The following is a 23,151-nucleotide window of genomic DNA, read 5'->3' on the forward strand; positions in this document are numbered from 1 at the left end:
ATCGGTTCAGGCTGGTAGCGCCAACCCCAGCAAGCGTTCGGGCGTCGCCTCGTCGCGCTCGACCACCTCGACCAGCGCGCCGTCGCGCATCACCGCGATGCGGTCGCAGATCGAACTCACCTCGGCCAGATCGCTCGAGATCACCACCACGCTCTTGCCGCGCTCGGCGAGCGCGTAAAGCAGTCCGTAGATGTCGCGCCGCGCGCCCACGTCGATGCCGCGAGTCGGTTCGTCCATCACGAACAGGTCGATCTCCTCAGCGAGCCAGCGAGCGAGGATCACCTTCTGCTGGTTGCCGCCGGAGAGCTTGCCGATCGGCGCGCGATGACTCGGCGTCTTGACGCTGAGTTTCTGGATATAGTCCTGGGCGTTGCGCCGCTCGCGCCCGGGGTGGCGAAACACGCCCAACCGCTTGAAAAAGCGCCGGCAGCTGATGTTCAGGTTGTCCGCCACGCTCGCCACGGGAAAGATGCCCTGGGACTTGCGATCCTCCGGGCACATGGCGATGCCGGCGCGGATCGCCTCGCCCGGACTCTTGAAGCGCCGGGTGATCCCGTTGAAGGTGACGCTGCCCGCCTTCGGCGTCTCGACCCCGCACACCAGGCGCAGCAGCTCGCTGCGCCCGGCGCCGACCAGCCCGAACAGGCCGAACACTTCGCCTTTTTTCACCGCGAAGCTGACCGGTGTACTGACACCACGCCCCTCGATCGCGTCCACCTGCAGCGCGATCTCGCCGGTCTCGCGAGGGCGATAGCCGTAGACGTCGTCGATGTCGCGGCCGACCATCTCGCTGACCAGCTGGTCCTGGGTGAGCGTTGCCATCTGCTCGTGGGTGCGGATGTGGCGACCGTCGCGAAAGATGGTCACCGCGTCGCACATCTCGAACACCTCCTCCATGCGGTGAGTCACGTAGAGCACCACGCGCCCTTCGTCGCGCAGGCGCGCCACGATGCGCTTGAGCTGGCGCGTCTCCTGCACCGACAGGCTGCTGGTGGGCTCGTCGAAGGCGATTACCCGGGCATCGCGCAGAAGCGCCCGTCCGATCTCGATCATTTGCTGCTGGCCGATCGAAAGCTCGCGCACCTTGGTCGAGGGGTGGATCGCCCCTTCGCCCAGATCTTGTAGGATCGTAAGCGCCCGCTCCTTCAGCCGACGGCGATCCACGAACCCGCCGCGCGTGGGTAGCTGCCCCAGCAGCAGGTTCTCCGCCACCGACATGTTCGGCGACAGCGTCAGCTCCTGGTAGATGATCGCCACCCCTTCGCGCAGCGCCTCGCGGGCGTTGGCGAAGACGTGACGCTGGCCGTCGACCCAGAGCGCTCCTTCGGTAGTGCGGTTGACGCCGCTGAGCACTTTCAACAGCGTCGACTTGCCGGCACCGTTCTCGCCCATCAGCGCGTGGACCTGCCCGGCGTGGGCGGCGAAGCTCACCTTGTCGAGCGCCCGCACACCAGGGAACACCACGCTGATCTTCTCGAAACGCAGGTACGGCTGCGCCATGTCGATCTCCTTTGCGCCATCGGCGCTCAAAGGCCCAGTTCCTCGCGTACGTCCTGCCAGTTGTCGCGGGTCATCAGGGTGCCGGTGGTCTCGGTATTGGCCGGCGGCTGTTCGTCCTCGGCGATCCAGCGGTAGAGGTCCTCGGCGGTCTGACGACCGTGCATGGTGGAGCTCACCGCCACGGTGCCGTGGAAACCGGTCGGGTTGCTCCGCGAGAACTCGGCGAAGGCCGCGCCGGAGCCGTTGATGCCCACGCCGATCACGTTGTCGGGCGCCAGGCCGTACTGCTCGGTGGCGCGCACGCCGCCCAGCACGCTCTCCTCGTTCAAGGCGTAGATCACCCAATGCTCGAAACCGCCGCGCTGGGAGAGCACCGGCGAGGCGGCGGAAAACGCCCCGCTGGTATCGGTGCTCTGCTGAGGCGCATCGAAGATGTTGGCCTCGGGAAAGCCCGCCGCCAGCAGCGCCTGGGTGGCGCCGTCGGTGCGCTCCACCGCCGTGGGCAACTCGTTGTTGGTGATGCGCAGCGCCGCGACCTCGTCCATGTTCCAGCCGCGGGCCTGCATCTCGGCGGCGATCGCCTCGCCCACCTGCATGCCGATTCTGGTGCCGGACATCCCCAGGTGCGGCACGCCCTCCATCGGCTCGCCGCTGGACGTCACGAACTGATCGTCCACGGTGATCACCTTCATGCCGTACTGCTCGGCGCGGTTCATGATCGCCGGCCCCAGGCGCACGTCCGGCGGGCAGATGACGAAACCCTGCGCTCCTTGGGCGTAGAGGTTGTCGATGGCGCTGAGCACCTCCTGGCCATCTTCACCGCCGAGACGCACTACCTGAAACCCCAGCTCCTCGCCGGCATCGGTGGCCGCCTGCTGCTCATTGATGAACCAGGCCTGCTCGGGTTTCTTGACGATGAAGCCGATCTTGACGGTATCGGTCTGCGCCTGGGCGGCGGCCAGCGGTGCCAGGGCCAGGGAGGCGCACAGCGCAAGGCGCGTGAGTGAGGGCAACGAGGGCATGGTGAACTCCTGGATGATTGTCGTTATGGGTTCGGTTGTCGTTATGGGTTCGGTTGTCGTTATAGGTTCGATGGTCGTTATAGGCTCGAGCGCGGGTCAGTCGGGCCGAGGGCGGGTCGAGAAGCGCATCACGGTACGCGATTGGTAGTGCTCGCCGGGCGAAAGGATCGTGCTCGGAAAGCCGGCCTGGTTGGGCGAGTCGGGAAAGTGCTGGGTCTCAAGCGCAAATCCCGAGCGGTGCGCGTAGGGTTCGCCGCGCTTGCCGGTCAGCTCGCCGTCCAGAAAATTGCCGGAGTAGAACTGTATACCGGGCTCGGTGGTCTCGATCTCCAGCACCCGGCCGGTGGCGGGCGCCCATACGCGCGCCGCCAGCACCGGCTCGTCGTCGCCTGCGTTCCCCCGGTCGAGCACGAAGTTGTGGTCATACCCCTGGCCGAAGGCCAACTGCTCGTTGTCCTCGTCGATGCGCTCGCCGATGGCCCTGGGCTGGGTAAAATCGAAGGGCGTGCCCGCCACGGCGCGTCGCTCGCCGGTGGGAATCAGCGTTGCGTCCACCGGGGTGAAGGTGGAGGCCGCAAGCATGAGGCGGTGGTCGGCAATGCGGCCGCTGCCTTCACCTTCGAGATTGAAGTAGCTGTGCTGGGTCAGGTTGACCGGGGTGGGCTGGTCGGTCTCGGCCTGGTAGTCGACGACGAGTTCGTCATCGTCGGTGAGCATGTAGGTGACGGCCACGCGCAGTTCGCCAGGATACCCCTGCTCCCCGTCAGCGCTGGTATAGCGCAGCACCACGCCCGAACCACCGTCGCTGTCGAAGGGGTCCGCCTCCCACAGCACCCGGTCGAAGCCTTGCTCTCCGCCGTGCAGGTGATTGTCGCCATCGTTGGTGGCGAGCGTGTAGTTCTCCCCATCCAGAGAGAACCGCCCGCCGGCGATGCGGTTGCCGTAGCGGCCGATGAGCGCCCCGAAGTAGGGATTGACCTGCCGATAGGTATCCGAGAGGTATCCGTCGAGCGTGTCGAACCCCAGCACGATGTCGTCGAGTCGACCGTCGGCATCCGGTACCTCAAGCGCCGTGATGATGCCGCCGTAGGTGATGACCGACAGCACGAGGCCGTTGACGTTGGTGATCCTGTAACGCTCGACCTCGCGGCCGTCGGGCAGGCGGCCGAACGTCGAGCGCTCGACGTTCTCGAACACGGCGTCGTCCGTCGTGCGGGGCGCTTCCTGGCTCGCGTGGGCGGTAGCGCACAGCAGGCTTGCGATCAGCCCGGCCTTCGAGGCGGAGCGCTTCCAGCGGGCGGGTCTGGCATGGGTCAGAGGCATGGCTCTCCTCCCGTCGTTCGTTATTGTTATTCAGCGGCCAGCCGCCGCCAATCAAATCCCTATGCTAGACAAGGTCGATATAACCAACCAATATGAAAATCCCCTGAAAACGATATTCAAATGGTTATGCATCACCTCGGAAGGCTTGATCCATGGGCATTCGCGACGACGACTGGTTTCTCGGCGCTCGACTAAAGTTGCGCCATTTTCAGCTGTTTCTGGCGATCGACGAGCACCGCAACCTGCACCGGGCGGCCCGGGCACTGGGGATCAGCCAGCCCGCCGCCTCGAAGCTGCTCGGGGATCTCGAGGCTCACCTGGGCCTGCGGCTTTTCGATCGCAAGCCCCGCGGGCTCGTGCCCAACTGGTACGGCGAGGTGATGATTCGCCAGGCCCATAGTCTGCTCTCGACGCTGCGCCATACCGGCGAGGAGCTCGATGCGCTCGGCCGAGGCCATTTAGGGACGGTGGCCGTTGGCACGGTAATGGCGCCGGCGGTGACGCTTCTGACCAGCGCCATCGAGCGTATCCACCGCGACCGCCCGACACTCAAGATCAGCGTCGAGGTGGATGTGAGCAAGGCGCTGGTGCCGCGCCTGCTGGAGGGCGAGCTCGATTTCGCCATCACCCGCATCCCCGCAGGTAGCGACATCGAGCACTTCGTGTTCGAGGAGATCGGCGAGGAGGAGCTCTGCTTCATCTGCCGGGAAGGGCATCCGCTGGCGCAGGTGGCGGCGCCGGCGCTTCTGGATATGGCCGCCTTCCCCTGGGCGCTTCAGCCACCGGGCGCCTTGATGCGCCAGCGGGTCGATGCTCTCTTTCTCAACCACCAGGTCGCGCCGCCCCGCCAGGTCGTCGATACCGCCGACCTGCTGGTATCGCTGGCGCTGGTCTCGAAGTCCGACACCCTGACCGTCATCACCCGGGAAACCGCGGATCTGCTTTGTGCGCCGCAGCGCTTTCGCCAGCTCCCCTTTCACGAAACCCTCCGCGTGCAGCCCTACGGGCTGGTCAGCCTGCGAAACCGCCGGCTGTCGCCGGGGGCGGCGGCGCTGATGAGCGAGCTGCGGGCCCTGATGATCGAGGACAGCGTTTGAAGCATCGACCATGTTTCATGCCAAGCCATAAGCCTGATACATAGGTCGACCCTGCCTTTACCTGCGACATACTTTACCTGCGACATAGCAGCACTTATGTTAGACATATAGTTTGGTCGATCGCAGCATACGCGTGCTGACAAGTTGATCAAACTACGTCGCCAATAAACCAACAAGGATAAACGATCATGCGGCTGATTCAGTTCATCGAGCACAACTGCTTACGGGTAGCCGAAGTGGAGAACGAGAAAAGCGTTCGAGTGGTGAACATCGAGGGCGGTACCTATGCTCTGGCACGCGCCGCCATCGCGGAAGGAGTACCGCTCGAGCAAGCCGTTCAGTCACGCAGAAGCGAGGACCGCATCGATTACCAGCGGCTGGTGGACGAGCGCCGACTACTGCCGCCCCTGACCCATCCCGACCCGGCGCATTGCCTGGTCACAGGAACTGGACTGACCCACCTGGGCAGCGCCGATACACGTTCGGCCATGCATGCCAAGACCCAGGTCAGCGAGGAGGAGCTGACCGACTCCATGCGCATGTTCAAGCTTGGCGTGGAGGGCGGCAAGCCTCGACAGGGCCATACAGGCGCCCAGCCAGAATGGTTCTACAAAGGCGACGGTCAGTGCGTCGTTGCTCCCGAGCAAGTCATCGCCTCCCCCAGCTTCGCTCAGGACGCGGGCGAGGAGCCCGAGCTTGCCGGCCTGTACATCATTGATGACGACGGACACCCCTGTCGGGTTGGCTACGCACTGGGCAACGAGTTCTCAGATCACGTTACCGAGCGTTTCAACTACCTGTGGCTGGCCCATTCGAAGCTTCGCGCCTGCAGCTTCGGTCCCGAAATACTGGTCGGCGAACTGCCCGCCCACCTCGAGGGAGTCAGCCGCATCGTGCGACAAGGCAGCACGCTATGGGAAAAGCCGTTCGTGACCGGTGAGGCCAATATGGCCCACAGCCTGTCCAACCTGGAATACCATCACTTCAAGTACCCCGGTTTTCGCCGCCCGGGCGACGTGCATGTACACTTTTTCGGTACAGCGACGCTGAGCTTTGCCGATAGCATCGAGGCGCGCGAGGGAGACCGTTTCGAGATCGGTATTCCTGCATTCGGCAGAGCGCTGCGCAATACCCTGGCGCTGGAAACGCAGACACCAGCGATCAACGTGCGCCCCCTGTGATGGCACCTCGGCGTCCATCGGGGCACCGCTGAAAACCAACGCGCCGCGAGTCATGCACTCGCGGCGCGTTGATAGGTGGCTTTCATGGCGCGATGGCGGCGCGGTTCGCCCGATAACGACGATAGGCTCTGAGCAGCAGCGGCGAGCACCACAACAGAATCACGGCAACGCCAAGCCCGGCACTGATCGGCCTGGCAAAGAAACTGGTCAGATCACCGCCGGTGCGCAGCATCGCGCTCATGAAGTTGTTCTCCACCACCTTGCCCAGCACCAGCCCCAGGATGGCCGGCGCCATGGGAAAGTCGTTCACCGCCAGAAGATACGCCACCAGACCCACGATCAGCATCAGCCAGATATCGACGACGCTGTTATTGATGGCGAAGGCACCCACGATACAAAAGCACAGAATGGCCGGCATGAGGATGCGGCTGGGCGTGAGGATGAAAAGCTTCGACAGGCGAATGGCGGCATAACCCACCGGCAGCATCATCAGGTTGGCGACGATGAACACCAGAAACAGCGCGTAGATCATGCCGGTGCTGTCCATGAAGATGGTGGGCCCCGGGTTCATGCCCTTCATGTAGAGCACGCCAATCACGATCGCGGTGATCGAATCACCCGGAATGCCGAACACCAGCGCAGGCACCCAGGCGCCGCTGATACCGGAGTTGTTCGCGGAGCTGGCGTCGACGATCCCCTCGACGTTGCCGGTGCCGTACTTCTCCTTCTCTTTCGAGCGCCCCTTGCCGACCCCATAGGAGATCCAGGCGGCGATGTCCGCACCAGCCCCGGGCAGCGCGCCGATCAGGGTGCCGATGGAGCTTCCGCGCACCATGTTACGCCAGTAGCGCTTCAAGTGGTTGGGCACCTGGCGAAAGACGCTGTCGCTGTCGTCGATGCCGATGTTCTTCTTCTCCGAACGTGAGCCGTAGTAGCTGATCAGTTCGTTGAGCGCGAACATGCCGATCATCACCGGAATGAAGTTGATCCCGGCCATCAGATCCGGCACGCCGAAGGTGAAGCGCGGCGCGCCGCTCATCATGTCGAGCCCGACGGTCGACAGCAGTACGCCGAACAGCAGCGACAGAAACGCCTTGATCCGCGACCCGACCGAAATGAAGATGGAGCAGCTCAGGCCCAGTACCGCCAGCCAGAAGTACTCGAAGGCGCTGAATTGCAGCGCTACTTCTGCCAGCGACTGAGCCACCACGATCAGGATGATCGTGCCGAAGATACCGCCGAATACCGAGCATACCAGGTTGATCCCCAGCGCCTCTCTCGCCCGGCCCTTCTTGGCCAGCGCGTAAGACTCGCCCACATAGGCCGCCGAGGCCGGCGTACCCGGGATATTGAGATAGGTACCCGGGATGTCACCGGCGAAGATCGCCATAGCCGAGGTCGTCACGATCGCGGCGATAGCCGGAATGGTATCCATGTAGAAGGTCAGCGGTACCAGCAGTGCTACCGCCATGGTCGCGGTCAACCCGGGTACGGCGCCGACAAAGATACCGAATAGTGATGCTAGAAAGATGACCAGCAAGGTCTCGATATTGAGCACCAGACCGATGCCATTGATCAGAATATCCACGGCAATCCCCCTTCGAACAAGACGCCCTGGGGCAATGGAATGAGCAGGTAGCGCGAGAACACGAAGTAGATCGCCAGCGCCACGACGACCGAGGCAATCACCGCCACCACGACAGCGGTCTTTCGAACGAGCATCAGTACGAGCATGATCATCGCCATGGTGAGTGCCGCGCCCAGATAGTCGCTGGCCAAGATATAGAAAAGTACCGCCAATGGCGGCAACACCATGGTCGGCCTCATTCTCTGCGTGGCAGGCGCTGGCGCGTTGTCAGTCCCGCGCGCCAGCGCAAGTTGTCGTCTGGCCAGCAGCGCATTGACGGCCAGTGCCGCCCCGCCGAGGCAAAAACCCACGCCCACGATGGTAGGGAACAGCGATGGCCCATACTGCAGGCTTGGCAGGGTAGGAAACTGCCGGGCCATCATGATGGTGGCGACGCCAGCGGCGAAAAACGCCAGCCCGGCAAACAAGTCCCGCATGCGGCCTCCTTAGTTGGCCAGGCCAACCTGCTCGACGATCTCACCCAGCACGCCATCCATCTCCTGCATCATCTGGCCGAACGCCTCGGCGTCGCGCCACTCGGTGCCGAAGCCGCGTTGGGACATGAAGTCCTGATAGGTGTCGCTCTGGTAAGCGGCTTCAAGCGCGGCCTCGAGCGTGGCCACAACCTCCTCGTCCATACCCTGGGGACCGACGATGCCGCGCCACGCGCCAACCTGATAAGTGCTGTCCACCAGCTCACGCGTGGTGGGGATATCGGGAAAGGCCGCGAGTCGCTCTGGCGCCATGACCGCAAGGCTTTTCACCCGACCGGCCTCGATCATCGAACGCGCTTCGGGCACCGAGGTCGACACCGCCTCGATACCACCGGAGGCCAGCTCCGTCATTGCCGGCGCCGAGCCTTCGCTGGGAATCCAGACGATCTGGTCGACGGGAATATCCTGATCCAGCAAAAACCCCGTGAAGGCGAGATGCCAGATGCCGCCCTGCCCCGTGCCCGAGGTCGTGAAGCCGCCCTGAGGGGCGCTGCGAATCGCCTCGAGCAGATCGCCAAGATCCTCGTAGGGCGCGTCGGCGGCGACCTGAATACCGGGCGGGTCGTAGTTGATCTGGCCGATCGGCGTGAAGTCCTCATGGGTGAGATTCGTCAGGCCCAGCCAGTGCATGGTGTTCACTTCGACGGTTGCCAGCCCCAGCGTATAGCCATCCGGTGCCGCGTTGATCATGGCAGTGTGGCCGACCACACCGCTACCACCGGTGCGATTGACCACGTTGACGTTCTGGCCAAGCTCCTCTTCGAGCGCACGTGCGATGGTGCGCGCCGTGGCGTCGGTGCCGCCCCCGGCCGCCCAGGGAACGATCAGGGTCAGCGGCCGCTCCGGATAATCCGCCTGGGCCGTGGTGGCCAGCAGCGCCGTCAGTACTACCGACGAGCACAGCGCCTTGCGTCCAATGGTGAGCTTTTTCATTGCGAACTCCTGTACCGTCTTGTTGTTGATGATTATGGGTATGAGTATCAGTAGGTTCTCGAGGGGCGCTCGGCGGACCGCTCCTTGTACAAGCCGATGGTGGAAAGCGCGCCCTGGCGCATCAGACTGATGTCGATGCCAACGGCGATGAACTGGCAGCCAAGCGCCTGGTAGCGCCGCGCATCCTCTTCCACGGGGGCCAGAATGCCTACCGGCTTGCCCGCCGCCTTGACCGTCTCGATGACATGGCGAATCGCCTCCTGGACCTCCGGGTGGCCCGGGTTGCCGGGGTGCCCCATGCCCACCGAAAGATCCGCCGGGCCGACGAACACCGCATCCACACCGTCGGTCGCGGCGATCGCTTCGACCTGCTCGACGCCCTTGGGCGACTCGACCTGAACGATCAGGCAAAGCGAGTTGGCGGCCTTGTTCAGGTAATCGTCCACGCCATCCCAGCGGGTGGCGCGCACCACGCCGCCCCCGACCCCACGAATACCGTGAGGTGGGTAACGGGTGGCGCGCACCAGCGCCGCCGCCTGCTCGGCGCTTTCGACCATGGGAACCATCAACGTCTGCGCGCCGATGTCCAGAAGCTGCTTGATCAGCGCCGGGTCGTGGTTGACGCTGCGCACTACCGGCGCCGTCGGGTAGGGGGCAACAGCCTGCAGCTGGGACAGAATGGTGGTCAGCGTATTGGGCGCATGCTCGCCATCGATCAGCAGCCAGTCAAAGCCCGTACCGGCCATGATTTCCGTGGCGTAGCCGCTGGCAAAGCCGGCCCAGCACCCCCAGAGGGGGGATTCGCTTTCCAGCGCACGCTTGAAGGTGTTCGTGGGTATTTGCATAGCAACGCTCCTTACCTGGCCCTCGGCCGTTCAATCAGTTGGCCAAGCCCACCTGCTCGACGATATCGCCGAACACGCCATCCATCTCTTGCATCAACTGGCCGAACGCCTCGGCGTCGCGCCACTCGGTCCCGAAGCCTTGCTGCTGCATGAACTCCTGATAGGTATCGCTTTGGTAGGCGGCTTCGAGCGCGGCCTCGAGGGTCGCAACGATGTCCGGGTCCATGCCCTTGGGCCCGGCAATACCGCGCCACTCGCCCACCTGGTAGTTACTGCCGATCAGCTCCTGAGTGGTGGGGATATCGGGGAAGCTCGGAATGCGCTCGGGCGACATGACCGCGAAGCTCTTGACGCGGCCCGCCTCGATCATCGAGCGCGCCTCGGGTACCGAACTCGGCACAATGTCGATACCACCGGAGACCAGCTCAGTCATCGCCGGTGCCGCGCCTTCACTGGGAATCCACGTCACCTGATCCGCGTCGATCCCCTGGTCCATCAAGAAGCCGGCGAACGCCAGGTGCCACACGCCGCCCTGACCGGTGCCCGAAGCGGTAAAGGTGCCCTTGGGCTCGGTGCGGATCGCCTCGAGCAGCGCCTCGAGCGTGTCATAGGGGGAGTCGGCGGCGACCTGAATGCCCGGGAAGTCATAGTTGATCTGGGCGATCGGGGTAAAGTCCTCGAACGTCAGATTAGTCAGGCCCTGCCAGTGCATCATGTTGACCTCGCCGGTGGCCAGGCCAATGGTGTAGCCGTCCGGGCGGGCGTTGATCATGGTAGTGTGACCCACCACGCCGCTACCCCCGGTTCGATTGACCACGTTGACGTTCTGCCCCAGCTGCTCTTCCAGGGCGCGTGCGATGGTGCGCGCCGTGGCGTCGGTACCGCCCCCGGCGGCCCAGGGAACGATCAGCGTGAGCGGGCGCTCCGGATAATCCGCGAGCGCCGAGCCGGAAGCCGCCGCCATGGCGACGGCGAGCGAGGAAGCGATCAGTACGCTAAAGGGACGGTTTGGCGTGGTCATGGCAGGTATCCTTTTCGATGAAGTTGGCGTTGTTGTGGTTGTTGTGTGAAACGGCTGGGCCCTACCTCGCGCCTTGCAAAGCGTGCGGCGCGATCGAAAATGCTGACTAGAAAGCGTCTTCAAGCATGCGTTGGAAGTCCTCTTTCGAGGGTGTACGTGGATTGGTGGCCGTGGAGTGGTCTTCCAGCGCCCATTGAGCGATATCATTGAAGTGATGCTTCTCGACGCCCATCGCCTCAAGCCCCTTGGGCATTCCCAGCCGCGCGTTGAGCGCTTCAAAAGCGGCGGCCAGATCCTCTTCGGGCGCAAGGCCCATCGCCTGCTTGAGACGCTCGAATTTCTCCTCGCAGGAAGGCTGGTTGAAGCGCAGCACGGTGGGCATCAGCACGGCGTTGAGCGTGCCGTGGTGAAGCTTGAGCTCCATCAGCCCACCCAGAGCGTGGGAAAGCGAATGCACCGCACCGAGGCCTTTTTGAAAGGCCATGGCGCCTTCCAGCGCGGCCATCATCATCTCGCTTCTCGCGTTCAGACGATCGCCGTACTCGACCGCCTCGACCAGGTGGGCGCTGGCGCGCGTGAGCCCATCCAGCGCGATGGCCTCGGCAGGCGGGTTCGTTTTAGGACTCAAAAAGGTTTCGACGCAGTGGGCGATCGCATCCATGCCCGTGGCAGCGGTCAGAAAAGGCGGCAGGCCGAGCGTCAGGTTGGGGTCGCAAATGGCCACCGAAGGGATCAGATGCGGCGATAGAAAACCGAGCTTGCGGCTGTCCTTCATCGTGATCAGCGAGGCTCTGCCGACTTCACTGCCGGTCCCCGCCGTGGTGGGAATAGCGATCAGCGGCAATACATCTGCGGTGATTTTCGCCGCTCCGCCTTCAATGGCGGCGTACTGACGAAGCGGCGCCGGGTGGCGGGCCATCAGCGCCACGGCCTTGGCCAGATCGATACTCGAGCCGCCGCCGACCGCCACGATGCCATCGCACTGATGCGCGCTTGAAAATGCCAGCGCTTGTTCCACGGCCGCTTCGGTGGGGTTGGAGGGTGTGTCGTCGAACAGGTGGGCGCGCCCGTCCAGATGGGCGGCAGCGATCACCTCATTGATGAGACCAGTCGCGACCAGCCCTTTGTCCGTTACGAACAAAGGCCGTGTAATACCGAGAGTCTCGAGCTCATTGGAAAGCTCGGTGATCGCGCCTTCGCCAAACTGTACTTTAGTGAGGTAGTTAATAAGATAGGGCATCAAGAATTCTCTTTATTATTGAATGCGATCGACTACCGAAAATAAAGGTGTCATACCGTCATACCCTTAGCAACCACTGCTTTCGTTCAACATTCGGCGGCACCACCTCAATTGAGAAACGCTCATCGTCAAATGCTTTTCAATCGAGACGTCAAGAGCAACCTAGATCAAACGAACATTGCGTTCAATGAGCATTATGTAGAACGATAGTCTAATCGACGCTTTGAAAGGGCTTGCTAGAGTGCAGGAACAATAAACGCTCCCTTGACTCGCTTGGAGAGCTGCTAAAAGCATGAGGCCGCAATGAACCTTATCAATTCGCCGTCCGTGATCATTCATCTCAACGCTCGCGACAACGTCGGCGTTGCCTCGAGCCCCGTTCCCCAAGGCATCCCCATCGACGCGGCTGGCACACCCGCGCTGGAAAACATCGACGCGGGCCACAAGGTGGCGCTCGTCGGCATCGAGAAAGGCGCGGCGATCTTCAAATATGGCCAGTTGATCGGGCTCGCTGCGCGTGATATCGCCCCTGGCGAACACGTGCATACCCATAACCTCGAGATGATCGAAGTCGACTCGTCGCTCGATCACTTCACGCCCCACGCCCGAACCGCCACGACCGATCAAACCCGCACCTTTCAGGGCTTCGAGCGCGAGGATAAAAGCGTCGGGACGCGCAATTACATCGGCATTCTTTCAACGGTGAACTGCTCGGCCACCGTGGCCAGGGCCGCCGCCGAGGAGCTGAACCAGTCAGGGGAGCTGACACGCATGGGGTTCGATGGCGTGGTCCCGATCACCCACGGCTCCGGCTGCGCCATGAACACGGAGTCGGAAGGGTTCGCGTTTCTTGAACGGGTGGTGGCCGGCTACGCCCAGCACCCCAATTTCGCCTTCGTGCTGATGATTGGCCTTGGCTGCGAAACCAACCAGGTCAAAACGCTGGTTCAGAAAAAAGGGCTGGAGAACGCATCCCGCCTTGCCTACTTCAACATTCAGGACGCCGGCGGTACGCGCACCAGTATCAAGACCGCCTGCGACCAGATCATGCACCTGGCCGAAGCGCACAAGGGTGCACAGCGTACGGCGGTGCCGCTCGAACATCTGGTCGTGGCCCTTCAGTGCGGCGGCTCGGACGGTTACTCCGGCATCACCGCCAACCCGGCGCTGGGTCACGCCGCGGATCTTATCGTGGCTCACGGGGGAAGCGTCATTCTGGCCGAAACGCCGGAAATCTACGGCGCCGAAAACCTTTTGATCGAGCGCTCGATCGATCAAGGCGTCGCGCAGAAACTGCTCGACCGCATCGACTGGTGGAAACACTACACCGAGATCAACGGAGCCGAGCTCAATAACAACCCCTCTCCCGGCAACAAGGCCGGCGGACTCTCGACGATACTCGAGAAGTCTCTGGGCGCCGTTGCCAAGGGTGGCACATCGAGTCTCAACGATGTGTTGCTGTACGCGGAAAAAAGAACCCAGCGGGGATTCAATTTCATGGATAGTCCCGGCTACGACCCGGTGTCCGTGACCGGCCAGATCGCCTCGGGCTCCAACGTGGTCTGCTTTACCACCGGGCGCGGCTCGGTATCCGGATTCAAGCCGGCCCCGTGTCTCAAGCTCGCCACCAACACCACCATGTATGAGAAAATGCAGGAAGACATGGACATCAACTGCGGCGTGATCGTCGATGGAACCGACAGCGTGGAGCGCGTGGGCGAGCGGATCTTCGAGCGGATCATCGCGATCGCCTCCGGCGAACCCAGCGCCAGCGAATCGCTCGGCTACGGCAACAACGAGTTCGTTCCGTGGATGGTCGGCGCCGTCACCTGATCGACCGACAAGAGCCACGGATTCCTTATGACGCAACCGCTTCGCGACCAGCTTTACCACGCGCTCAAGAAAAGCATTCACGATCAATGCCTCGAAGAAGGTCTGGTACTGCTGGAGGGCCATATCGCGATGCTGTTCGGTATCAGCCGCTCGCCGGTGCGCCAGACGTTGAGCCGCCTGTGCGAGGAGCGCCTGATCTGCCGTTTCGAAGGGCGCGGCTACCTGGTGGGCGCCTCGCCCGTCGAGCCGGTGCGGCGCACGCTCTCGGCCGCCGACGTCCAGCCGCCGGGCCACCAGGCCCCGAAAGTCGATCGCACCCTCGCCTGGCGAGCGCATCTCGATGGCGTCGAGCATGCGATCGTCCTGTGCTCGATCAAGGGCGCGTTCGAGCTCAACGAGGTTCAACTGGCCAGGTCACTGAGCGTCAGCCGCACGGTGACCCACCCACTGCTGTTTCATCTGCACTCTCTGGGTCTGGTCGAGAAGATCAAATACAACAGCTGGCGCGTCGTGCCGCTCGATGACCAGCGCCTGCACAACCTCTATGCAGCGCGACGCCAGCTCGAGCCCTACATGATCGCCCAGGCGGCGCGCCAGCTGCCCCGAGACGCCGTAGACACCTGCATCGCACGGCTCGAGCGCGCCGCCGGTAATTACCCTCATCTCACCGGTGCCCTGCTCGACGAGCTGGAAAACGACCTTCACCACACCGCCGTCAGTTGGGGCGCTAACGCGGAGATCATGAACATGCTGCGCCGCACCCATCCGATTCTGCTGATCAGCAAGCATCTGCTGGGCCGCGTTCTTAAGCTCCCCGATCAAGATCCTTTTTTCGAGGAGCACCTTCGGGTATTCGAAAGCCTGCGCCGAGAGGCCCCCGACCAGGCGCGCAAGGCGCTGACCTCGCACCTCGAGCACTCGGAGTCCAAGGTACTCGAGCGTTTGATCAATTTCCGTGAATCGGGCGATATCGATATCCCCGCCTACCTTCGATGAGATCGGGCGAACCGCCGGGCCGCCCCCCGCGAAAGGAGAAAACAACAATGACGACACCGCGCAGGATCGGCTTCATCGGTACCGGCCTCATGGGCGCCCCCATGGCGGGGCGCCTGGCAGAGGCCGGCCACCGAGTCAGCGCCTGGAATCGAACGTCAGACAAAGCCGAAAGGCTCGCGCCGCTGGGGGTGAGTATCGAAAAAACCCCGCAGGCCGCCGTGGCCCAGTGCGAAATCGTGATCGTCATGCTCAGCTCGGGGCCGGTCTGCGATGCGCTTCTGCTGGAGAACAGCCTGCTCGACGCCATGGCGCGTGAGTCCACGCTGATCGTGATGAGTTCGATACCGGTCGAGACCGCCCAGCGTCAGGCCGATGAAGCGGCCAGGCGAGGCATTCGCTACCTGGACGCGCCGGTGTCCGGCGGCGAGCAGGGCGCGATCGACGGTACGCTTGCGATCATGGCCGGCGGGGACGCCGCGCATTTCGACGCGGTGGCGCCGGTGCTGCGCGTGCTGGGTCGGCCGACACACATCGGCCCGGCCGGCAGCGGCGAGCTTGCCAAGCTCGCCAATCAGATGATCGTGGCCAATACCATCGCCACCGTGGCGGAAGCCATTCTGCTCGCCGAGCGCGGCGGCGCCGACCCCAAACGCATGCTCGAAGCGCTTCAAGGCGGCTTCGCCGATTCGACCGTTCTGCGTCTTCACGGTCAGCGCATGGTGGCTGAGAACTTCACTCCCGGCGGGCCGGCCAAGTGGCAATTGAAGGATACCCAGACCGCCATGGCGCTTGCCCGAACGCTCGAGCTTTCACTTCCGGTCTCCTCACTGGTCGACTCGCTTTTCGAAGAGTTGGTGGAGAGCGGCGGTGGCGACCTGGATCATAGCGCTCTCATCCAGCAGCTTCGTCGCCATAATAGTCGCCATCACGAAGAGCAACAGAACGCCTGAACACGCACTCAAAAATACGGAGAACAACGACAATGACCGATACCTTTGAAGCGAACGCCATCACCCGGTTCAGCACTCGCCTGCTCGAGGCGGCGGGCCTTGATAGCGACAAGGCGCGCACCGTGGCCGAAGTGCTCGTCGAAGGCGACCTGATGGGCCATACCACCCACGGTTTGCAGCTTCTCGCGCCTTATCTCGGTGAGCTTCAGGCCGGGCGCATGTGCGCGACCGGTGAGGTCGAGGTGGTCGCCGAGCGCGCGGCGGTGCAAACCTGGGACGGGCGCTACCTGCCCGGTCCTTGGTTGATCGTCGAGGCGATGAACGCGGCTACCACCATGGCGAGAAACTGCGGTACGGGCACGGTAGTGATTCGCCGCTCCCACCATATCGCCTGCCTGGCCGCCTACCTGAAACGCGCCACGGACCAGGACCTGGTGGTGGTCATCGAGTCCTCGGACCCGGCCACCGCGTCGGTCTCGCCCCACGGCGGACTTCGCGCCACCCACACCCCCAACCCGATTGCCGTGGGCTACCCGACCCACTCCGGGCCGGTGCTGCTCGACGTCAGCACGTCGATCACCACCAACGGCATGGCCGGGCGGCTCAACAAGCAGCAAGGGCGTTTTCCTCATTCCTGGCTCAAGGACGCCCAGGGCCACGCCACCGACGATCCGGGCGCGCTGTTTCAGGAGCCCAAGGGCAGCATCATGCCGATCGGCGGGCTGGATCACGGCCATAAGGGTTACGCGCTGGGTCTCATGGTCGAAGCGCTGACCTCGGGGCTTGGCGGGTTCGGGCGCGTACAGGCGCCTACCCAATGGGGCGCGGCCGTGATGGTACAGATCATCGACCCAGCCGCCTTCGGCGGGCTCGACGCCTTCAAGCAGGAGACCGGCGCGCTGGTCGACGCCTGCCGCACCAATCCGGTGGCGGAAGGCTGCTCGGCGGTGCGCACCCCCGGCGAGCGCGGCCTGGCACTGCACGAGCGCTACTCGCGTGACGGCGTGCCGCTCCCCGACGGCGTGCCCCAGGCGCTGCAGGAGTGGGCCGAGCGGCTGGACGTGCCCTTTCCCGCTGCCAGGGCGTCGAATCCACGCTGATCTGGCGGCCCAACAACAACAACAACAATACCAATAACACCAATAACAACAACGTTTTCCACGAGGAACCACCATGAAACAGGAACGCATCGGCTTTATCGGACTGGGCCTGATGGGCAAGGAGATGGCTCGTCATCTGTTGCACAAGGGATATCCGCTCACGGTCATGGCGCACCGCCGCCGTGAGCCCCTCGAAGCGCTATGTCGCGACGGCGCCCAGGAAGCGAAAACGCCGGCCGACATGGCCGCTCAGAGCGATATCGTATTCATCTGCGTCAAGACCTCCGAGCAGGTGAGCGATATCATCAAGCGCCAGGATGGCCTGCTGGCCGGCGCGCGCCCGGGGCTCGTCATCGTCGACTGCTCGACGGCACGCCCGGACATCACCGAGCAGCTCGCCGCTGCCTTGGCGCCCCAGGGTGTCACGCTGATCGATGCGCCGCTGGCGCGAACGCCCAGAGAGGCACGTGAAGGACGGCTCAACGTGATGATCGGTGGGGAAAACGATGTCGTTACCCGACTCACGCCGATCATCCACAGCTTTGCCGAGAACGTGTTTCACGTCGGCCCTACCGGCTCGGCCCACAAGCTCAAGTTGATCAACAACTTCCTTTCGCTCGGGGCGGCGGCGCTGGCTGCCGAAGCGGCCAGCATGGCCGCGACGCTGGACGTCTCCCAGCAGAAGCTGCTGGATATTTGCTCCCAGGGTGGCGCCAACAGCGCCATGCTCGCCCCGGTCATGGAGTGGGTACTCGAGCGCGAATGCACGAAGCTCAAGTTCAGCCTCGGCAACGCCGAGAAGGACATGAACTATCTGACCGAGACCCTGGCCACCTATCAGGCGCGCTCGGCGATGCTGCCACCGCTGTGCGCATTTCTCACCCGCGCGAAAGAGGACCAGGGAGACGAGAGTTTCGTTCCCACCGCCTACGACAGCTGCGTGCAAAAATGAGCCGCCGGTGGCGTCTGGCTACTCGATGAACGCCTCGGTCATCTCGCGGTAGCCGTACAGGAACGCATCGGCCACATGGCGCAGCGGGGCAATATCGACCTCGCTGCGTTCGGTCTCGATCAGCTCGGCGAAGTGGCGATACAGGCCGCGATACTCCTGCTCCTTCTCGCCCAGCACCATCTCGCCGTCGATCGCAAGCCGACAGCCGCCTTGGGTCAAGCTCAGAGAGTGGCCATCGCTTTCGACGTGAATGTCCCAGGTCTGCGCGCCGGTCTGGCGAAAGTCGAAGTCGGCGGCGATCGCGCCCCCTTGGGTATCGACGAAGTCAAGCTTCGCCGCGATGGGCGCCTGCACGTTCTCGGGTACCCACAGCCGGGCGTGGCGCAAAAAAAACGGCGCGGGCAGTATCGCCGTGGCAATCGAAAGCGCGTTGATGCCCGGGTCGAAAACGCCCATGCCGCCGGGCTGCCAAATCCATGCCTGCCCCGGGTGCCAGACGCGTACGTCCTCTTTCCACTCGATATGAACCCGGTCGATACGACGGTTCGCAAGCCAGGCCTTCGCCCGCGCCACTCCCGGCGCGAAACGAGAGTGCCAGGCGGCGAACAGGCTCACCCGCTGATGGCGCGCCAGCTCGGTCAACGCTTCCACTTCGCTCAAGGTCGCGCCCGGGGGCTTTTCCAGCAGCACGTGACGCCCCCGCAAGAGCGCGGCCCGCGCCGTCTCGAAGCGCAGCGCGCTAGGCGTGCAGATCGATACCGCCTCGATGTCCGGATGGGCGTCGAGCATCGCGTCCATGTCGTGAAAGCCGGGCACGCCGTCAAGCGACGCGTAGGGGTCCGCGGTGGCAGCCAGTTGCAAGGCCGGCGTTTGCCGGAGGGCCGGCAGGTGCTGGTCGCGAACGATCTTGCCGGCGCCGATCAGGCCGAGCTTGAACCTGGACATTCGCTTGCCTCCTTTCCCTTGCAGATTGGATCGAAACCGGCGCTTACTCGTCGAAAGCGGCCGGCGGTGATGTCGGAAGCTCGACGCTTCGCCCCAGCGAAGTAGCACTATGCTCGAGCCCCAGCGCGGCGCCGGTTCCTGCCAGTACGGCTTCAGCCGCCTGAAAGGCCTCTCGAGGACGACGCAGACGAATGCTATCCATGAGCGCGCGGTGGCGCTCGAGGCTCTCTTCGGGATCCATGGCACACTGGTTCGACATCGACACCAGCATGAAGATGGAGGGGCGCAGAATGTGCGAAAGCTGGGCCCACACGATGTTGTGCGTTGCCTTGAAGATCGCTTCGTGAAAGGCGATATCACATTCGCTGTGAAGCCGGCGCTCGTCTGCACCGGCGGCGTTTCTCAGGTTCTGCCCCATACCGTCGAAGGCTTCCTCGATCGCGAGCAGGTCGCGCGCCGTGGCGCGTTTGGCCGCGGTCATCGCAACGTAAGGCTCGACATCCAGTCGAAAGGCGAGAATCTCCTTGAGGATGAGAGGATTGGGCGGCGCATATCGCGTCAGCCACTCGGTGACCTGGGGGTCGAGAATGCGCCATTCGGCGTACTCGCGCACTCGAGAGCCGTGCCCCGATATACGCTCGAGAATGCCTGCATTCACCAGCTGAAGCAGGTCGCTGCGCACCGCCGAGCGGTTGATCGCGAAGCGCTCGCAGAGATCGATTTCACGAGGCACCAGGTCGCCTGGGCGGTAGCGCCCGCCGAAGATATCCTTGACGAGGTACTCGTCGATACGCTCGCGGGGCGCGGCTTTACTGGACACGGTTTTTTTGGACACTGGCACTAAACAGACCCTGTTTCATTGATCGCTCATCATAGCGCACTTGGCCAGACGCCCGCTTCGCTCAGTGGTTGTCACGCGGAGTGTGCCTGCGTGCCACATCCCGGTAATTGGTCGCAGGCGCAAGCGTCATGCCGCGATCGAGCGGCTCCACCAGCGTGCGCTGAATCTCCTGCCAAGGCGTTTGATGGCCGGGATAGCGATATCCGCCCTGGCTTGCCAGTCGCGCCCTGCGCGCATCAAGCTCGGCGCTATCGATCAAAAGCTGCACCAGTCCTTTTCGAAGGTCCACTCTCAGTTGGTCGCCGTCTTCGAGTAGCGCCAGGCCACCGCCGGTGGCCGCCTCCGGTGAGGCGTTGAGGATGGAAGGCGACCCGGACGTGCCGGATTGACGCCCATCGCCCAGACAGGGCAGCGATTCGATGCCCTGCTTAATGAGTGCCGCCGGCGGCTGCATGTTGACCACTTCGGCGCCGCCGGGGTGCCCCACTGGCCCGGCGCCGCGCATCACCAGAATGGTGCGCGCATCGACCCCAAGCGCGGGATCCTCGATACGCGCGTGATAGTCCTCCGAGCCGTCGAAGACCACCACCCTCCCCTCGAAGGCTTCCGGATCGTCTGGATCGCTGAGAAAGCGCTTTCGAAAATCCCGGGAAATCACGCTGGTCTTCATCAGCGCCGAGTCGAACAGGTTGCCCTTCAAGTTGAGAAATCCGGCGTGGGCTACCAGCGGGTCGGCGTAGCGATGAATGACCTCTTCGTCCTCGATGGTGACGCCTTCGAGCGTCTCGCCCAGCGTATGCCCACTCACCGTGGGTACCTCGGTATGGAGTCTTCCTGCATCGCGCAGCTCACTAAGCACCGCGGGTACACCGCCGGCGCGATAGAACTCTTCACACAAGAAAGCGCCGGCGGGCATCACGTTGGCCAGTAGCGGAATCTCGTGACCCAGCCGCTGCCAGTCGTCGTTGTCGAGCTCGACCCCGGCGTGGCGGGCGATGGCATTGACGTGAATCGGCGCGTTGGACGAGCCGCCCAACGCCGAGCAGGCAACGACCGCGTTCTCGAAGGCCGGGCGGGTCAGGATATCCAGCGGGCGCAGATCTTCCCAGACCATATCGACGATGCGTTCGCCGGTCGCGTAAGCCACCATCGCACGCTCCTTGTAAGGCGCGGGAATCACCGAGGAGCCCGGCAGGCTCATGCCCAGCACTTCCGCCATCGCGTTCATGGTCGAGGCGGTACCCATGGTGTTGCAGTGGCCGATCGACGGCGCCGAGTCGCTCGCGCGCGATAGAAACTCCGGGTAGTCGATGTCGCCGGCGGCCAGGCGCTTGCGCAGCTCCCAGATGATCGTGCCCGAGCCGACCCGTTCGCGCCCCCGCCAGCCGTTGAGCATCGGCCCGCCGGAGAGCACGATGGCGGGAATATTGACCGTTGCTGCGGCCATCAGCGCCGCCGGCGTGGTCTTGTCGCAACCGGTGGTCAGCACCACGCCATCCAGCGGATAGCCGTGGAGCACCTCGACAATGCCCAAGTAGGCGAGATTGCGATCCAGCGCCGCTGTGGGCCGGCGCACGTTTTCGTGGATGGGGTGCATGGGAAACTCGAACGGCACCCCGCCGCTTGCACGGATGCCCTCCTTGACGCGCTGGACCAGCTCGATGTGGTGGCGGTTACAGGGCGTCAGGTCCGAGCCGGACTGGCAAATACCGATGATGGGTTTGCCGCCGACGAGCTCCTCGAGGGTGATGCCATAGTTGAGAAAGCGCTCGATGCACAGCGCCGTGGTGCCGGGATGGTCGGGGTTGTCGAACCAGTAGCGTGAGCGTAGCTGCTCCGGAGCAAGGCGATGAGCGTTGACCATGGCGACATTCCACGTTGAATGAACAAGGACGAAATCTTGCACCGACGGTACGCCCCCTCGAGGATCTCGTCGATACATACAAAAGTCTATGTTGAACATAGTGGCGAAAAGTAAGACATTCCTTGCAGGCGCGATCACTCGCTGCAAACCGAGTCATCGCTGGCTTACAACAACAACATCAACCACGCAGCCACTCGTCGACAGGTTTGCCTCAGGCAGTGACCTCAGACGATGGCGGTGGGCAAGGAGCAACGCACTATGCACCCGTTTTTCAAACGCACACTATTGATCACCGGCGCCGCGCTGCTCGGCACCGGCGCTGCCCACGCCCAGACGCCAGCGCTTTCCGACCCGCCGGACATCGAGGGAGCGACCGTGGGCGACCACGGCAGCGTGACGCTAAGAATGGGGCTAGGGCTTGCCGAGACGTCCCCGCAGTATCTCTCCAGCCAGTACTTTGCCGACATTCTCGACCAGCGCAGCGAAGGCCGCATCAGCGTCAATATCTTCCCCAACAGCCAGCTCGGCGATGACGTTCAGATGATGGAGATGCTGCAGACCGGTACGCTCGACATGACCTACCCCTCGACCTCCCCGGCCACGGGCTACGTGAGCGAGCTGGCGGTGTTCGATCTGCCCTTTTTGCTGCCTACCCGCGAAGCCGCCATCGAAGCGATGCGCAGCGATGCCGCCCAGGAAATGCTCGACGCTTTCGACGGTACGGGCATCAAGGCGCTGGCCTTCTCGGAAAACGGCTTTCGCCAGTTGACCAACAGCGCTCGCCCCATCGCCTCGCCGGAGGATGTCGCTGGACTGGACGTTCGCGGTCTATCGGTGCGCACCATGGAGAACCCGGTTCACCTGGCGATCTGGCAGACGCTTGGCGCCAACCCGACGCCCATGGCGTTCGGTGAGCTCTTCTCGGCGATGGAGCAGGGCGTGGTCGACGGTCAGGAGAATCCTTGGAGCACGATTCTGACCTCCAACTTCTATGAAGTGCAGGAGTACGGCTCCGAAACTCGCCACGTCTATACGCCGTTCATCAAGATGATTTCCCAGCGCGCTTGGGACCGTCTCGACCCGGAATACCAGGAGCTGGTACAGGAAGCGGCGCTTCAGGCGGCGGATTACGAGATTCAACTGGCCAGCGAATACGACGACTGGGCACGCGATCAGCTCGAGGAGCGCGGCATGCAGGTCACCCGCCTGGACGACGAACAGATCGCCGCCTTCCAGCAAGCCGTACAGCCGGTCTACGACGAATGGGCCCCGCGTATCGGTGAAGACCTGGTCGCCGAGTTCCAGCGCATCGCAGAGTCTTCGATGAGCCAATAAGCGCTGACCGACGACGGCACCGCGCCGTCGCCCCACCCGGCAAGAGGCGCAC

20 protein-coding genes and 1 pseudogene are annotated in these 23,151 nt (G+C 63.5%); 9 read left to right on the plus strand and 12 right to left on the minus strand.

What is annotated here, in order from left to right; genetic code table 11:
- Positions 1-6: 6 nt before the first annotated feature.
- The 3 genes from araG to GEV37_RS03460 all read right to left on the minus strand — a co-directional run bounded on the left by araG (position 7) and on the right by GEV37_RS03460 (position 3,845).
- The gene (gene araG, locus GEV37_RS03450; RefSeq protein ID WP_227388768.1) at positions 7-1,500 is read right to left on the minus strand and encodes an L-arabinose ABC transporter ATP-binding protein AraG; all 1,494 of its coding nucleotides are present in this window, start codon (positions 1,498-1,500) and stop codon (positions 7-9) included.
- A gap of 26 nt (positions 1,501-1,526) precedes the next feature.
- Entirely contained in the window at positions 1,527-2,522 is a 996-nt protein-coding gene (locus tag GEV37_RS03455; protein ID WP_227388770.1) for an arabinose ABC transporter substrate-binding protein, read from the minus strand.
- A gap of 96 nt (positions 2,523-2,618) precedes the next feature.
- A complete protein-coding gene (locus tag GEV37_RS03460; protein WP_227388771.1) occupies positions 2,619-3,845 on the minus strand; it encodes an aldose epimerase family protein in 1,227 nt (408 codons plus the stop codon).
- A gap of 152 nt (positions 3,846-3,997) precedes the next feature.
- Between GEV37_RS03460 and GEV37_RS03465 the strand changes: the two genes are divergently transcribed.
- Positions 3,998-4,942 (plus strand): LysR family transcriptional regulator, encoded by a 945-nt coding sequence (locus tag GEV37_RS03465; RefSeq protein WP_227388772.1) that lies wholly within the window; start codon positions 3,998-4,000, stop codon positions 4,940-4,942.
- Positions 4,943-5,130: 188 nt separating this feature from the next.
- Positions 5,131-6,123 carry an AraD1 family protein gene (gene araD1, locus GEV37_RS03470; RefSeq protein ID WP_227388773.1) on the plus strand — a complete coding sequence of 331 codons (993 nt, stop codon included), beginning with the start codon at positions 5,131-5,133 and terminating at the stop codon, positions 6,121-6,123.
- A gap of 82 nt (positions 6,124-6,205) precedes the next feature.
- On the opposite strand, the gene GEV37_RS03475 is transcribed toward araD1, so the two are convergent.
- From GEV37_RS03475 to GEV37_RS03500, 6 genes are all read right to left on the minus strand, one after another.
- Entirely contained in the window at positions 6,206-7,711 is a 1,506-nt protein-coding gene (locus GEV37_RS03475) for a tripartite tricarboxylate transporter permease (protein WP_227388775.1), read from the minus strand.
- Positions 7,699-8,187 carry a tripartite tricarboxylate transporter TctB family protein gene (locus GEV37_RS03480; RefSeq protein WP_227388776.1) on the minus strand — a complete coding sequence of 163 codons (489 nt, stop codon included), beginning with the start codon at positions 8,185-8,187 and terminating at the stop codon, positions 7,699-7,701. The genes GEV37_RS03475 and GEV37_RS03480 overlap by 13 nt, the downstream gene beginning before the upstream one ends.
- Positions 8,188-8,196: 9 nt before the next feature.
- Positions 8,197-9,177: a tripartite tricarboxylate transporter substrate binding protein gene (locus GEV37_RS03485; protein WP_227388777.1), complete on the minus strand. Its 981-nt coding sequence runs from the start codon at positions 9,175-9,177 to the stop codon at positions 8,197-8,199.
- 47 nt (positions 9,178-9,224) lie between these two features.
- Entirely contained in the window at positions 9,225-10,022 is a 798-nt protein-coding gene (locus GEV37_RS03490) for an HpcH/HpaI aldolase family protein (RefSeq protein ID WP_227388778.1), read from the minus strand.
- Positions 10,023-10,056: 34 nt separating this feature from the next.
- Positions 10,057-11,043, minus strand: coding sequence for a Bug family tripartite tricarboxylate transporter substrate binding protein (locus GEV37_RS03495; protein ID WP_227388779.1), 987 nt, complete (start codon positions 11,041-11,043; stop codon positions 10,057-10,059).
- 106 nt (positions 11,044-11,149) lie between these two features.
- On the minus strand, positions 11,150-12,283 hold the full coding sequence (locus GEV37_RS03500; protein ID WP_227388780.1) for an iron-containing alcohol dehydrogenase: 1,134 nt from the start codon (positions 12,281-12,283) through the stop codon (positions 11,150-11,152).
- Between the two features lie 303 nt (positions 12,284-12,586).
- On the opposite strand from GEV37_RS03500, the gene GEV37_RS03505 reads away from it, so the two are divergent.
- The 6 genes and pseudogenes from GEV37_RS03505 (at position 12,587) to GEV37_RS17010 (ending at position 18,114) form a co-directional block, all read left to right on the plus strand.
- Positions 12,587-14,116: a UxaA family hydrolase gene (locus tag GEV37_RS03505; RefSeq protein WP_227388781.1), complete on the plus strand. Its 1,530-nt coding sequence runs from the start codon at positions 12,587-12,589 to the stop codon at positions 14,114-14,116.
- 27 nt (positions 14,117-14,143) lie between these two features.
- Positions 14,144-15,112 (plus strand): GntR family transcriptional regulator, encoded by a 969-nt coding sequence (locus GEV37_RS03510; protein ID WP_227388782.1) that lies wholly within the window; start codon positions 14,144-14,146, stop codon positions 15,110-15,112.
- On the plus strand, positions 15,109-16,062 hold the full coding sequence (locus tag GEV37_RS03515) for an NAD(P)-dependent oxidoreductase (RefSeq protein WP_338035100.1): 954 nt from the start codon (positions 15,109-15,111) through the stop codon (positions 16,060-16,062). Before GEV37_RS03510 ends, GEV37_RS03515 begins: the two co-directional genes overlap by 4 nt.
- A gap of 32 nt (positions 16,063-16,094) precedes the next feature.
- Positions 16,095-17,162 (plus strand): Ldh family oxidoreductase, encoded by a 1,068-nt coding sequence (locus tag GEV37_RS03520; RefSeq protein ID WP_227388785.1) that lies wholly within the window; start codon positions 16,095-16,097, stop codon positions 17,160-17,162.
- A gap of 64 nt (positions 17,163-17,226) precedes the next feature.
- Positions 17,227-17,718: pseudogene (locus tag GEV37_RS17005) on the plus strand (NAD(P)-dependent oxidoreductase); the annotation flags it as partial.
- On the plus strand, positions 17,716-18,114 hold the full coding sequence (locus tag GEV37_RS17010; protein ID WP_338035106.1) for an NAD-binding protein: 399 nt from the start codon (positions 17,716-17,718) through the stop codon (positions 18,112-18,114). The pseudogene GEV37_RS17005 and the gene GEV37_RS17010, both read left to right, overlap by 3 nt.
- A gap of 18 nt (positions 18,115-18,132) precedes the next feature.
- On the opposite strand, the gene GEV37_RS03530 is transcribed toward GEV37_RS17010, so the two are convergent.
- The 3 genes from GEV37_RS03530 to GEV37_RS03540 form a co-directional block, all read right to left on the minus strand.
- Positions 18,133-19,059 (minus strand): Gfo/Idh/MocA family protein, encoded by a 927-nt coding sequence (locus GEV37_RS03530; protein ID WP_227388787.1) that lies wholly within the window; start codon positions 19,057-19,059, stop codon positions 18,133-18,135.
- Positions 19,060-19,102: 43 nt separating this feature from the next.
- Positions 19,103-19,879 carry a FadR/GntR family transcriptional regulator gene (locus GEV37_RS03535; protein ID WP_227388788.1) on the minus strand — a complete coding sequence of 259 codons (777 nt, stop codon included), beginning with the start codon at positions 19,877-19,879 and terminating at the stop codon, positions 19,103-19,105.
- A gap of 82 nt (positions 19,880-19,961) precedes the next feature.
- Complete coding sequence (locus tag GEV37_RS03540; protein ID WP_227388789.1) at positions 19,962-21,764, minus strand: IlvD/Edd family dehydratase; 1,803 nt, start codon at positions 21,762-21,764, stop codon at positions 19,962-19,964.
- 258 nt (positions 21,765-22,022) lie between these two features.
- Here GEV37_RS03540 and GEV37_RS03545 point away from each other — a divergent pair, with 258 nt between their 5' ends.
- A complete protein-coding gene (locus GEV37_RS03545; protein WP_227388790.1) occupies positions 22,023-23,099 on the plus strand; it encodes a TRAP transporter substrate-binding protein in 1,077 nt (358 codons plus the stop codon).
- Positions 23,100-23,151: the final 52 nt, after the last annotated feature.

Source organism: Vreelandella malpeensis, assembly GCF_020622355.1.
GTDB lineage: Bacteria > Pseudomonadota > Gammaproteobacteria > Pseudomonadales > Halomonadaceae > Vreelandella > Vreelandella malpeensis.